Below are 12,776 nucleotides of genomic sequence, written 5' to 3' on the forward strand. Positions count from 1 at the left end.
ATCGGACATCGCCTCGAAGATCCGCCACCAAACGCCCTTGATGCTCCATCGACTGAAGCGCCGAAATACGCTGTTCCAATCCCCGAACACTTCCGGAAGATCGCGCCACGGAGAACCCGTACGCACGATCCACAATACGCCTTCAACAAACATCCGATTGTCGCGTCCGGTCGAGCCCTTCTGGTCGGGACGACCTATGATCAGCGGCGCCATCCGCTCCCACGCCGCGTCGCTCAAAACCAAACGATCCATCACACCCAAGGCCGCCTCCCCAAAAGCAGCCTTGAATCTGATTTGCTCCTAAAAGGGAATCCTTAGAGTCCACACCGCCTAGGCTAGCGCCGACACAAGCCACAGACCCACATGCAGGCCGCGCCCATCCGCTCCGATACTTGCAGCGAGCGCATCGCGTACCGCTTCGATGGCGCGATTTCGTTGCTCGTCCGAGGCATTCTCAAGCAGCGCAGGCAGCGGGCCAGCCTGCGTGATGAACGCCATGCTTTGCGTGACGTCCTTGCCATGGATCGGCACGTCGGTGGCCTTGAGCGCAATCTCGCGAAACCCGGCCTCAGTCAGGAGGCCGCGAACGCGCTCCTCGCGCGCGAACGAAAACATTCCCGGCGCCAATGGATCCGCCGGCGGCTGCGGCGGCACGTGCGGTCGTGCCGCCTCGATCGGCACGCGAAACCACGGGCACTCCGGCATGGTCCGAAAACAGACGAACACCAGCCGCCCGCCCGCTTTCATGCCGCTGCGGATATTGGTGAAGGCCTTGACCGGGTCATCGAAGAACATCACGCCAAAACGCGAATACACCAGATCGGCCCAGCGCGGTTCGAAGGCGTAGGTCATCGCGTCGGCCAGCGCACAGGTCACGTTGCCAAGTCCCGCCTCGGCGGCACGGTGCTTGGCGAAATCCAGCATCGGGACCGAGACATCGACACCCAACACGGCGCCTGACGGACCAACAATCTTGGCGAACGCCAATAGTGTGTCGCCGGTGCCGCATCCGATATCGATCACATGCTCACCCGGCTTTGCCGCCGCAGCACCTAAGCTGACGCTCGTGACCGACGTGAAGACATCGCTGATCACGGCTTGCTGCGAAACCCATGAGTGTCCCATGGTGCTGTTCCAAAATTCTGCACCACGGGGGTTTGGCGTAGGCGTTGGCATTTGATCAATATCCTGGTGCTGAAAAAACCGACGGAGCGTATCCTGAAACAAACTGCGCGATATTTTGGATCGGACGAGGTCTGCACCGCGGGCGTGGTCAGTGCCCCATGCCCGGCATCACCTTGCCGTTAAAGATTTCGGGATTGGGGGGACCTTCGACGCTCAGGATGCCCGACAGCCCGCGCTCCAATCGTGAAAGCGCATGATCGACCAGCGTGTAGTTGCCCGGCACCTCCAGCTTGAAGTCAACGATGACCGCGCCGCCCGGCGCCACGGTGACGGTCTGGATTCCCTCATGCGGCGGGCTTTGAACTCCGCCAAACGTGTAGACCTTGTCGAGTATCTCCCCGATGACGTGGAATGACGATGTGTAGTTCGGTCCGCCGACGCCGAAGAAAATGCGCACGGTCTCGCCGACCTTGGCGTGCAGCGGGTGGAGCTTGGACAGCGCTCCGACCGAGCCGTTGAAGACGAAGTATTCCGGACGTTCGTTCAGAAGCTTCTCCACGCTGAACTCCGTGCTTCCACGCTGGCCGAAGGGCATGTCGGAATAGATTTCGCCCTGCATGACGTAGAACTCGTGATCCACCGGCGGCAGGCCGCCTTCAGGCTCCACGAGGATCATGCCGTACATGCCGTTCGCAATGTGCTCGGCGACCATTGGGGTGGCGCAGTGATAGACATAGAGGCCCGGCACCAGCGCCTTCCACGTCATCGATTTCTCCTGGCCGGGATCGACCTGAAGCGCAGCCGCGCCGCCGCCCGGGCCCGTCGCGGCATGGAAGTCGACCGAGTGGATCATCGAGCTGTCGGCGGAATTCTTCAGATGAATGTCGATGGTGTCGCCGACACGCACCCGGATCATCGGGCCCGGCACCTTGCCGTTGAAGGTCCAGTAGCCGAACGTCGTTCCTTCCGCGAGCCGGCCTTCGAGCTCGACGCTCAAGAGCTCGACACGCACGGTTTGCGGATCGCGTTTGCCGATCGGCCGCGGCACGTCAGTGGCCTCGCGCGAGATATCGGCTTCCACCACCGTCTGGGGCGGAGGGCGCGGGGTGACCAGGAATTGACCTTCCATGCCGGCTTGCCGATGGCCGGGCACGCTGCAGAAATAAACGAAGTCTCCGGACTTGTCGGCGCGGAATGCGATCGTCGTGCTGGCGCCCTTTCCGGTAATGCGTGGCGAGGTGGTGTTCTGGTCGGGGAAGGCGATATCGTGCTGCGCCCCTTCGCCATTGATCAGAGTGAGTTGAATCACCTGTCCCTCAACGGCAGTCAGGACCGGATTGACCTTGCCGTCGATCTCGCCGCCCTCGCCGATATATACCATGAGCCCTTCCGCGATCCCCGAACGCAAGGTGTATCGCGCGTCGGGAATGTAGGTGACGGAGGGACCGGCTGCGGCTTGCGCCGCCTGTGTCTGGGCCGGCTGTGGCGTGGGCGACGCCGCAGCCTGCGAAGGCTGCTGCGCAGCGGCGGCCGCGGGCTGGGTACCGCCTGCGAGATACGCGATCACGTCGGCCCGGTCATGATCGGTCTTGAGGCCGGGAAACGGCATCTTGTTGCCCGGCACGACCTTCGCCGGATCGGCCAGATATTGATCGAGCGTCTGCGCGTTCCACACGATGGCGGCCGATTTCATCGCGGGCGAATAGTTGTAACCCGCCTCCGCGCCCGCCTTGCGGCCGATGACGCCGGCCAGCGAGGGGCCGAGCATGTTCTTGCCGGGCTCCATCGAATGGCAGGCCTGGCACTTCCTGAAGACCAGACGACCTGCCGAGGCATCGCCCGCAGCCGCCACCTTATCCGAAGCGGCTGGTGTGGCATTGGAGGCGGGTGGCGCAGGCGATTGCCCGGTCGTTGCGCTTGGCGACGGGGTGTTGGTCGCTGCCATGTGGTCATGAGCAAGCGGTGAGGGGGCCGCGGCCGGCGATGGCGCGGCCGCGTTCGCAGATGGCGCCGGGGCCGGCATGGGATTGTCTTGATTGGCCGGTGGCTGAGAAGGCGCCTTGCTCGATTGCGCGGGCTGCTGATCAGGTTGCTTCGCGCTGCCGCCCTTCGGCGAGCGCGAGGTCGTCTCGTTCGAAGCGACGATTGGCTTGCCCCGATCTCGACCTTGATCTGAGGAGACGGCTTGATCCGAGCGGGTGGCGGGCGTCGGGTTCGTCGATGAAGACAAGTGTCCGACCAGAAAGATCGCGCCGAAAATCACGGCCATCCCGACGATGAAAATGGACGATGCCTGCCAGACGGTGCGAACTTGTTCCCACATCCTGAAACCCGCTGTTTTTCCGTGTGGCGCACGTCGCAACACCATATCCTGCAAGCATCGCTCTCATTGATCTAGATCAACTCAGGTCCGCCGCAGGATCATGAGCGGCAGTCGAAGGCAAACGCCAGGCCCGTGCGGTTCATTCCGGAAAACCGACATCGCGCGGTTAGTCGCGGTCTTCGGCTTGCAGCCAGGGCGGGAGTGAATCCGACCAGTGGCCCGTGGCCAGTCACGAAGCGGCGGCCTCACGAGAAAATCCGAGCGCGGCGTGAATCCATAAATTCAGAGCACTCGAGGACGTCTACTGCGGTGTGAATCTCGGACGGCATTCTGTTCAGAAAGGGCCAGGACTCCGAAAGGGGCAGCTTGCTGACATATGCACTGCAGCAGAGTGCGGCGGATCTCCTTGACCATTGACATAAGTCAAAGGTGGAGGCCTCGGCGCTTCGATGATCTGCCGGGCGCCGCATTGCGGGCGCCTGCGCAACCATCGATGGCGGTAGGGGATTCACCATGAAGGCAAGCACGGCTGTTAGAAAGGACGTTGATGCCGGAGATTGTTGGAAGGGTTTCCGACCTGGCGATTGGCTGACATCGATCAACGTTCGCGACTTCATTGTCCGGAACGTCACACCTTACGCTGGAAATGAGGACTTCCTCTCCGGTGCATCGCAGCGCACAAAAGCTGTTTGGGCGAAACTGCAGCCGTACTTCGCCGACGAGCGCAAGAAGGGAGTGCTCGCGGTCGACGCTGAGAACCCGTCGACGATGCTCGCCCACAAGGCCGGCTATATCGATCGGGAGAATGAAGTCGTTGTTGGCCTTCAGACCGACCAGCCTTTCAAGCGCGCGATCTTCCCCTTTGGTGGGCTGCGGATGGTCGAGGCTGGCCTGAAGGCGGCGGGCTTCGAGCCCGATGCGCGCGTTCATGAGGCTTTCACGAAGTATCGGAAATCGCACAACGACGGCGTATTCGACGTCTACACACCCGAAATCATGCACTGCCGAAGGTCCGGGATCATCACCGGACTTCCCGATGCTTACGGCCGTGGGCGCATCATCGGTGATTACCGACGAGTGGCTCTTTACGGGATCGATCGGCTTCTTGAGGCCAAGCGTGCCGAGCGAGCCCAGCTCGATGACATGTGGCCGACCGACGAAATCATCCGGCAGCGCGAGGAACTGGCCGAACAGATGCGCGCGCTGCAGGATCTGGCTTCGATGGCGAAGCTGTACGACTGCGACATATCGAAGCCCGCCGCCAACGCCCGGGAAGCCTTCCAATGGACGTATTTCGCGTATCTGGGCGCGATCAAGGAAGCCAACGGCGCCGCGATGTCCATCGGCCGCATCTCGAGCTTCCTGGACATCTACATCGAACGTGACCTCAAGAATGGCGTGCTCGACGAAGCCGGGGCACAGGAGCTTTGGGACCAACTGGTGCAGAAGCTCCGCATCGTCCGGTTCCTCCGCACCCCCGACTACGACGCGCTGTTCAGCGGCGATCCCTATTGGGCGACCGAATGCGTCGGTGGAATGGACCTCGACGGGCGCACCCTCGTGACCAAGAGCAGCTACCGCATGCTGCACACGCTCCATAATCTCGGCCCGGCGCCCGAACCGAACATCACGGTGCTGTGGTCGAACCACATGCCCGCGGCCTTCAAGCGCTACTGCGCCAAGGTCAGCCGTGACACATCCTCGCTGCAGTACGAAAACGACGACCTGATGCGGCCGTTCTGGGGGGATGATTACGGCATCGCCTGCTGTGTCTCGGCCATGCGGCTGGGCAAGCAGATGCAGTTCTTCGGCGCGCGCGTCAACCTTGCAAAGGCGCTGCTCTACGCGATCAACGGTGGACGCGATGAAGTATCGGGCGAGCAGATCGCGCCTCAGACACTGCCTGTCACTGGAGATTTCCTCGACTTCGACGATGTGATGGCCAAGTTCGACACCACGATGGAGTGGCTGGCCCGCACCTATGTGCATGCGATGAACTGCATCCATTACATGCACGACAAGTACTTCTACGAACGCTTGGAGATGGCGCTCCACGATCGCGACATCCTGCGGACCATGGCGTTCGGCATAGCCGGGCTTTCCGTGGTTGCCGACAGTCTGAGCGCGATCAAGTACGGCAAGATCCGCGTCGCCCGCGATGAGAACGGACTGGTGGTCGACTATCAAAACGAGGGAAACAAGGCGACACCGCAATTCGGCAACAACGATGACCGCGTCGATCGGATCGCGTCGGATATCGTCACCAGCTTCATGGGGAAAATACGAAAACACCCCACTTATCGCAACGCCACGCACACTCAAAGCGTGCTCACGATCACCTCGAACGTCGTGTATGGGAAGGCCACTGGAAACACCCCGGACGGTCGTCGCAAGGGAGAGCCGTTCGGGCCGGGAGCGAATCCGATGCATGGCCGGGACAGCCATGGCTGGCTCGCCTCATGCCTGTCCGTTGCGAAGCTTCCCTACAAGGATGCGCAGGACGGCATCAGCTACACCGTCTCCGTTGCCCCGCAGAAAGCGCATCTGTCCGAAGGCCAGCTTCTCGATGAGGCGGTCAAGGCGTTTGACGTCTACTTCGATCGCGGTGGCTTCCACATGAACCTGAACGTGATCGACAAGGAGACGCTCGAAGACGCGATGAAGAATCCGGACAAATATCCGCAGCTCACGATCCGGGTGTCGGGTTACGCCGTGAACTTCGTCCGTCTGACGCCGGAACAGCAAAGGGACGTGATCAGCCGCACTTTCCATGGGCAAATCTGAGCCGGGAGGCGGAGATGTCGACGGTGCAGGCGCTTGAACCCGGAAGTCGCCATGACCTCCGGGTTGGAATTTCGCCCGACGCCCCGGACGAAGGCAACATCAAGGACGAGGAGGGCGCCTTCGGGTACTGCCACTCCTATGAGACGTCCTCGCGCTACGACGGACCGGGTCTGCGCGTTGTGCTTTTCGTCTCCGGATGCCTGCTGCGATGTACGTACTGCCATAACCCGGACACCTGGCACCTCAAGGACGGGACCTACGTATCAGTCGATCATGTGCTCCGTCGGCTGGGTGATTTCGCGCCCGCGCTTCTCAGCCTTGGGGGAGGGCTGACGATATCGGGTGGCGAGCCGATGGTGCAGCTTGCCTTCACCCGACGAATATTTGCCGGCGCCAAGGAGATGGGCCTGCACACGGCGATCGAGACCTCAGGATTCCTGGGCGATCGCGCGGACGAGTCGTATCTGTCGGCGATTGATCTCGTTCTGCTCGACATCAAGAGTTCGGATCCCGACACCTATCGTCGCGTGACCGGCCGTGATCTCGCGCCGACGCTGCGCTTCGCGGAGCGCCTTGCTTCGCTGTCAAAGCCGGTCTGGGTCCGGTTCACCCTCGTTCCCGGCGCAACCGACGATCCCGCGAATGTCGACGGCATCGCCCGTTTCGTTGCGCCGATGAAGAACGTGGAGTGGGTCGAGGTGCAACCCTTCCATCAGATGGGTTCGTTCAAGTGGAAGGCGATGGGTCTCGAATACAAGCACCTCAATACTCCGCCGCCGAGCCGGGATTTGGTGAACAGAGTCATCGGACAGTTCCAAGCCGCGGGCTGTCAGGCACGCTAGCCAGAGCATGATCCGGAAAAGTTTTCCGAAAAGATCATGCTCAAACAAAGAGATTAGCAGTCAATCGGGGGATCAGACATGTTGGACCTTGCGCGCGAGATCATCGGAAGCCAACCGATCTTGACGGCGTTCCTTGCAATCGGATTGGGGTATCTGGTTGGTCAGATCAGCATCGGCGGGTTTTCTCTGGGAGTAGGCGCGGTCCTCTTCGTCGGCCTCGCCATCGGCGCATTCGCGCCAAAGGCCCAGATCACCGGACCCATCGGCCTGACGGGCCTGATCATGTTCCTCTACGGGATCGGAATCCTGTACGGGCGTCAGTTTTTCGAAGGCATGGTCGGTGTCGGGCGGAAATACAATCTGCTGGCGTTGATTGCCTGTATCGCAGGCCTGCTCGTTGCGCTTGGTCTGGGGCACATCTACGGCATCAAGATCGGACACACGCTCGGCATCTACGCCGGATCAATGACGAGCACAGCTACGCTCCAGGCGGCGCTCGACGTGATGAAGAACAAGGATCCGTCGATCGGCTATTCCATCGCGTATCCCTTCGGCGTCATCGGACCGATCCTCTGCATCTACTTCATGACGCGCGTTGTGAAGCCAAAGTTCCCGGCAAAGGCTCAGCGGTTCCACATGGGCGAGATTTCGGTCGGCGAAGGCTTTGCCGGCAAGCGGCTGAGCGAGTTGGCGACGGAAGTGCTCAGCGACCTGAAGGTGACGATGATTCGAAAGGGCGAACACAATTTCGTCCCGACACCCGATACCGTCTTGTCCGCTGGCGACGGCGTCCTGGTGGTTGCCGAGCGCGAAGACGCGATCGCGAAGGCGGCCGCGCAGATCGGAAGGCTGGAGCCTGGTCGATTGGCAAGTGATCGCGCCGACCTCGATTACATCCGCGTGTTCGTTGGAAAGGCCAATATGGTGGGTGTGCCGCTTGCTCGTCTTCCGATGCCGGCCGGTTATCCAACTCATCTCCTGCATGTTCGACGCTACGACGCCGACCTCGTGCCCGCGCCTGACCTGATGCTGGAATTCGGCGACCGCGTCGGCGTGCTGCTGCCTCCCAACCGCAAGGAAGAGATTCGCCGTCACTTCGGAGATACGGTCAAGGCGGCCGCGGAGTTCAGTTACGTCTCGCTCGGGATCGGCATGGTCCTCGGCGTGCTTCTTGGGCTTATTCCGATTCCCATTCCGGGTGTGGGCACGGTCACGCTCGGCATCGGCGGCGGACCGCTGATCGTCGCTCTGATCCTTGGCAAATTGCGCCGTACCGGCCCGATACTGTGGACCATGCCGTTGCCGGCCAATATCGTGCTTCGAAATTTCGGGTTGGCGATGTTCCTCGCCACCGTCGGCGTCAACGCCGGACAGCCCTTCGTGCGCACTGTCGCGGAATCCGGGCTGACGATGCTGTTCATCGGGGCCGCCGTTCTTTTGACCACCGTGTTGATAGTCTTGCTTGTCGGGCACTATCTTCTGAAAATTCCGTACGACGATCTCGTCGGCGTGGCGTCTGGCGCGACGGGAAATCCCGCCATTCTGGTTTATTCGACCAAGATGGCGCCAACCGAGCGTCCCGATATCGGGTACGCCATGATCTTCCCATCGATGACGCTGGTGAAGGTGATCGCTGCGCAGATCGTCGGGCTCTTGGCCTTAGGCGGCACTCCACCCGGGTAGCGACGCAGCGGTCGTCACGGGCAACGCCCGCATGGGAGACACAGCATGGCTGACCGAGCACCTGTGCCGCAGCAACCCATCTTCAATCTAAGCGCTTACAGTCCGGCCGAGATCAAGGAGGCGATCGAAAAAGTCGGAGTCAAGAAGGCCAACTTGCCGTTTCAAGCCTCCTTCATGCTGGCGATGGTCGCGGGCGGCAGCATCGGCCTCGGCGCGGTCTATTACTCCATTGTCGCCAGCGACACGGAGTTGAGCTTCGCCACGACCCGTGTGGTCGGCGGACTGGCGTTCTCTCTCGGACTGGCGCTCGTCTTGATCGCAGGTGCCGAGCTGTTCACGGGCAACAATCTTATCGTGATGGCCTGGGCGAGCGGAAAAGTCTCCATGAGGCAGATGCTGCGCAACTGGGTGGTCGTGTATTGCGGCAATCTGGTCGGGTCCCTCGGACTCGTCGTCCTGGTATTTCTCTCGCATCATCTCGACATGAATGGCGGTCGCGTTGGGGCATCCGTATTGAGCACGGCTGTCGGGAAGATTCAGCCTGATTTTGTGACGTTGTTCTTCAAGGGCATTCTTTGCAACGTGCTCGTTTGCCTGGCGGTCTGGCTTGCCTATGCGGGCCGATCGGTGACCGACAAGATTGTCGGGGCGATATTGCCCGTCTCCGCCTTCATAGCAGCCGGCTTCGAACACTGCGTCGCCAATATGTATTTTCTGCCCATGGCGTGGCTGCTGAAGCTGACCGGCAATGTTCCAGCCGATTTCGACGCCTCCCTGATTACGATATCCGGAATTCTCCATAATCTCGTTCCGGTCACACTCGGCAATATCGTCGGGGGCGCCGGCCTCGTCGGCGCTGTTTACTGGATCATCTATCGCGCAGCATTTGGCGCGGCATATCTGCGCGAGAAATGACCGGGTGGCGTGACGGTGCACCGGCTCGCACGCAGCCGGCGTTCAGTTCGCGACGAACTGACATCGCTTGATTTGGATCAAGCTCGTGCCGCATCGATCCGAAAAATTGCTTGCAGCCAGGGTGGGAGAATTCCGCCATGGATCGCACCCGGCTCAAGCAAATCGCACACATGGAAATATGGCCATGCCGCTAGATACAGCCACTTGGGAGCCGAACAAGGACATGCCTGTCGGCAAGGGCGCAACGGTTCAGCAGTTCTTTGCGAAGGTCGGGAACGACCAATTCGAGATTAGCGTCGCTCCCTGGGGCGAAGGTCAGTTGACTGTGAATGGTCGGGAAATAGCACGCACCGCCGAGGCCAGGGACCGGCGCCAGGCGTTTTCCAGCCTGAAGCAGGCTGCGGAAAGATACATCCGCGGCGAGCCGGTCGATTTGACCGGGAATGGAAAGATCAGATTGATCCCCGCCGTCAAGGCGAAGCTGCTCCAGGGGAAAAAGGGGCTCGTGGTCGGCATCGCAAACCAGCGATCGATCGCCTGGGGATGTGCCGCCGCGTTCCGCGCATTTGGCGCTGATTTGGCCGTCACCTATCTGGACGACAAAGCCAAGAAGTATGTGGATCCGCTGGCACGCGAGCTCGAGTGCAAAATCGTGATGCCGCTCGACGTCCGCGTCCCCGGACAGATGGAGGCCGTATTCGATACCATCTCAAAGCAGTGGGGCAGGTTGGACTTCGTCGTGCATTCGATTGCGTTCGCACCACAGGATGCGCTGCATGGACGGGTTGTCGACGTGTCGTTGGAAGGATTCCTGACCACCATGCAGGTCTCCTGCTGGACATTCCTTCAGATGGCGCGGCTGGCCGAACCCTTGATGAAGAAGGGAGGCACACTCTTCACCATGACCTACTATGGCAGCCAGACGGTGGTGAAGAACTACAACATCATGGGAGTGGCGAAAGCCGCTCTCGAGAGCGCCGTCAAATACGCATCCGCCGAGCTTGGCCCAAAGGGCATTCGGGTGCACGCGATCTCGCCCGGTCCGCTTGCGACACGTGCTGCGTCCGGCATTCCCGAGTTCGATAAACTGCTGGAAAAAGCCAAGGCCAAAGCGCCGGCGCGCAGTCTCGTGAGCATCGAGGACGTTGGCGCCGCGACCGCGTTCTTGGCTCATGACGCAGCGCGGCTCATCACCGGTGATACCATCTACATTGATGGAGGATATCACGTGGTCGACTAGCTCGGTGCACGGCGCCCGGCGCGGCGAGCGCACAGGCTCGCCACAATTCATCCCATTGGGATCAGGCGTACGACCTCGCCGTCAAGAAGGAACCCTTGAAAGAACCCTTGTGTTCTCGAAGAAAGTATATACGTTGTAGGTATTCGATTAGCCGTTGTGCCTTGTTGAATGGTCCAGGCGGCCCTTTTCCAGAGACATCGTCGGATTGAATGTGGGTTCGTGCGGCTCCGCGAGAGACGCGCGTTTGCGCTTTGGAGAAATATTATGGCTACAGGTACGGTGAAGTGGTTCAACGGGCAGAAGGGTTTTGGTTTTATTCAGCCAAATGATGGCGGAAACGATGTGTTCGTTCACATCAGCGCGGTCGAGCGGGCCGGTCTTACCGGACTCGCTGAGGGGCAGCGAGTGAACTTCGAAATCAGGACTGACCCGAAGCGTGGCAAGTCCAGCGCCGAGAACCTCTCTCTGGCGTAAGTAGCTTTCGTCATTCCACGGATGTACTGGAATGACTGTGCGGCCCGCTCGATCTCGGGATTAAGCGGGCTTTTGCGCGTGAAGGTCTGTCCTTTCATTTGGATCGCTAGAGCGTTTTCGAGCGATGTGTATACCGGTTCGCGTGAAGAAAACGCGTCTAAACCAAGAATCTGGAACTCCGGTTCTGATTCAATCAGAACCGGACATGCTCTAGCGGGATTTACTTCAAACGAGTCGTTGTAACGCTTTGGCCGCCGCGACTTCAGCCAAACCTGGCGCTGCAACTCTGATGGAGCAATAACCGTGCAAGTCATCGTTCGCGACAACAACGTCGACCAGGCGCTTCGAGTTCTGAAGAAGAAGATGCAGCGCGAGGGCGTGTTCAGGGAAATGAAACGTCGTCGTTCTTACGAGAAGCCCTCGGAAAAAAAGACGAGGGAGAAATCTGACGCCGTGCGCCGTGCCCGCAAACTTGCTCGGAAGCAGGCCATCCGCGACGGGCTCATCGCCGCGCCACCCAAAAAGGAAAGAGTCTTGAGCAGGCGCCCGCAAGTGCCGCCCGCCACGACTAGCGGCGCACGAGGGACCTGACAGGCGTGCGAGGCGGATCGTCGTTCGCCTTGCGCCGTCTTCGCAACGGCTCCGTGTAATGCAGACGCCTGGTGAGGTCGCAGACGAGCACTCGGGCGCTAAAGATCAGGGAGAGGCGATGAAGTTAAATCAAGCCCAGATAACCAAAACGCTGTCTCAGTTTCCAGCGCAGGTGCTTGCTGAGGATCATCCAGCAGTGGCACAATTTAGCGAATTGTTCGGGCAGCATACTTTCTTTCTCGACGCCAAGGGGCTGCATGTGCTCGAGTTGCTCGAAGTTCCTGGGATGGAAGCTGAGGAAGGAGAGCTGATAAGTCTTGCGGATTGGAGCGACGCGGACTTTACAAAGCTGACGACGCATCAGCCTGAACCGACAGGCGTCGTCGTTCGCTTGAAAGACGTTCGACACTGAGCTCGCTTCTACCAATTAATTTATATCACGTGGTCGACTAGATCTTCGACCGCTCTGCATCAGTCGCCCGTGAAGAAGTCTGATTTCAGCTTGGGACGAGCTGAAATCGGAGGATGAGCCTGACCAGGATTTGGTGCAACAAAAGCTCCAGCCAGCGGATGAGACGGCGGAAGTTGTATCCGGCGGCGGCGAGGACGGCGTTGGCGGCGTCGCCCTTGCGGTACCAGAAGTAGTTGCGCCCCATGCGATGCTCGGATTTGAGATGGCCGATGACCGGCTCGACGGCCGAGCGCCGGCGCAGCTCGCGTTTGATCCTGGGCGTCACGCGCCGCTTCTGGCCTGAGATGAACACCCTGAACTTGTAATCGGGTGGCGCATTGTGACCTC

Annotated in this window: 11 protein-coding genes and 1 pseudogene; 8 read left to right on the top strand and 4 right to left on the bottom strand. The window is 60.3% G+C overall.

Annotated elements, in window-relative coordinates; all coding sequences use genetic code 11:
• The 3 genes from K288_RS0140015 to nirK form a co-directional block, all read right to left on the bottom strand.
• A partial coding sequence (locus tag K288_RS0140015) for a transposase (protein ID WP_043162027.1) occupies window positions 1-261 on the bottom strand: 261 nt, incomplete at its 3' end.
• A 69-nt stretch (window positions 262-330) separates the two neighbouring features.
• Window positions 331-1,125 (bottom strand): class I SAM-dependent methyltransferase, encoded by a 795-nt coding sequence (locus K288_RS0140020; RefSeq protein ID WP_051335006.1) that lies wholly within the window; start codon window positions 1,123-1,125, stop codon window positions 331-333.
• Window positions 1,126-1,273: 148 nt separating this feature from the next.
• Window positions 1,274-3,070, bottom strand: a complete 1,797-nt coding sequence (gene nirK, locus K288_RS48240) for a copper-containing nitrite reductase (protein ID WP_244443439.1) — start codon at window positions 3,068-3,070, stop codon at window positions 1,274-1,276.
• An 891-nt stretch (window positions 3,071-3,961) separates the two neighbouring features.
• Between nirK and pflB the strand changes: the two genes are divergently transcribed.
• From pflB to K288_RS0140065, 8 genes are all read left to right on the top strand, one after another.
• On the top strand, window positions 3,962-6,232 hold the full coding sequence (pflB, locus tag K288_RS0140030; RefSeq protein ID WP_027584472.1) for a formate C-acetyltransferase: 2,271 nt from the start codon (window positions 3,962-3,964) through the stop codon (window positions 6,230-6,232).
• Between the two features lie 14 nt (window positions 6,233-6,246).
• The gene (pflA, locus tag K288_RS0140035; RefSeq protein ID WP_084800074.1) at window positions 6,247-7,074 is read left to right on the top strand and encodes a pyruvate formate-lyase-activating protein; all 828 of its coding nucleotides are present in this window, start codon (window positions 6,247-6,249) and stop codon (window positions 7,072-7,074) included.
• A gap of 78 nt (window positions 7,075-7,152) precedes the next feature.
• Complete coding sequence (locus K288_RS0140040) at window positions 7,153-8,757, top strand: TrkA C-terminal domain-containing protein (RefSeq protein WP_043162025.1); 1,605 nt, start codon at window positions 7,153-7,155, stop codon at window positions 8,755-8,757.
• A gap of 45 nt (window positions 8,758-8,802) precedes the next feature.
• The gene (locus K288_RS48245; protein ID WP_051335007.1) at window positions 8,803-9,672 is read left to right on the top strand and encodes a formate/nitrite transporter family protein; all 870 of its coding nucleotides are present in this window, start codon (window positions 8,803-8,805) and stop codon (window positions 9,670-9,672) included.
• A gap of 457 nt (window positions 9,673-10,129) precedes the next feature.
• Complete coding sequence (gene fabI / locus K288_RS0140050; RefSeq protein WP_027584475.1) at window positions 10,130-10,912, top strand: enoyl-ACP reductase FabI; 783 nt, start codon at window positions 10,130-10,132, stop codon at window positions 10,910-10,912.
• Window positions 10,913-11,176: 264 nt separating this feature from the next.
• A complete protein-coding gene (locus K288_RS0140055; RefSeq protein ID WP_027584476.1) occupies window positions 11,177-11,386 on the top strand; it encodes a cold-shock protein in 210 nt (69 codons plus the stop codon).
• 303 nt (window positions 11,387-11,689) lie between these two features.
• A complete protein-coding gene (gene rpsU / locus K288_RS0140060) occupies window positions 11,690-11,977 on the top strand; it encodes a 30S ribosomal protein S21 (RefSeq protein WP_027584477.1) in 288 nt (95 codons plus the stop codon).
• 58 nt (window positions 11,978-12,035) lie between these two features.
• Window positions 12,036-12,389, top strand: a complete 354-nt coding sequence (locus tag K288_RS0140065) for a hypothetical protein (RefSeq protein ID WP_244443440.1) — start codon at window positions 12,036-12,038, stop codon at window positions 12,387-12,389.
• Window positions 12,390-12,474: 85 nt separating this feature from the next.
• Here the strand turns inward: K288_RS0140065 and K288_RS0140070 are convergent.
• Window positions 12,475-12,776, bottom strand: a pseudogene (locus K288_RS0140070) (IS5/IS1182 family transposase); the annotation flags it as partial.

The organism is Bradyrhizobium sp. Ai1a-2 (assembly GCF_000426245.1).
GTDB lineage: Bacteria > Pseudomonadota > Alphaproteobacteria > Rhizobiales > Xanthobacteraceae > Bradyrhizobium.

Excerpts from the sequence above, each read along its gene's own strand:
- K288_RS0140065 (WP_244443440.1), top strand. The coding sequence starts at position 12,036 with ATGCAGACGCCTGGTGAGGTCGCAGACGAGCACTCGGGCGCTAAAGAT.
- nirK (WP_244443439.1), bottom strand. The coding sequence starts at position 3,070 with ATGGCAGCGACCAACACCCCGTCGCCAAGCGCAACGACCGGGCAATCG.
- K288_RS48245 (WP_051335007.1), top strand. The coding sequence starts at position 8,803 with ATGGCTGACCGAGCACCTGTGCCGCAGCAACCCATCTTCAATCTAAGC.
- K288_RS0140040 (WP_043162025.1), top strand. The coding sequence starts at position 7,153 with ATGTTGGACCTTGCGCGCGAGATCATCGGAAGCCAACCGATCTTGACG.
- pflA (WP_084800074.1), top strand. The coding sequence starts at position 6,247 with ATGTCGACGGTGCAGGCGCTTGAACCCGGAAGTCGCCATGACCTCCGG.
- pflB (WP_027584472.1), top strand. The coding sequence starts at position 3,962 with ATGAAGGCAAGCACGGCTGTTAGAAAGGACGTTGATGCCGGAGATTGT.
- K288_RS0140055 (WP_027584476.1), top strand. The coding sequence starts at position 11,177 with ATGGCTACAGGTACGGTGAAGTGGTTCAACGGGCAGAAGGGTTTTGGT.
- K288_RS0140020 (WP_051335006.1), bottom strand. The coding sequence starts at position 1,125 with ATGGGACACTCATGGGTTTCGCAGCAAGCCGTGATCAGCGATGTCTTC.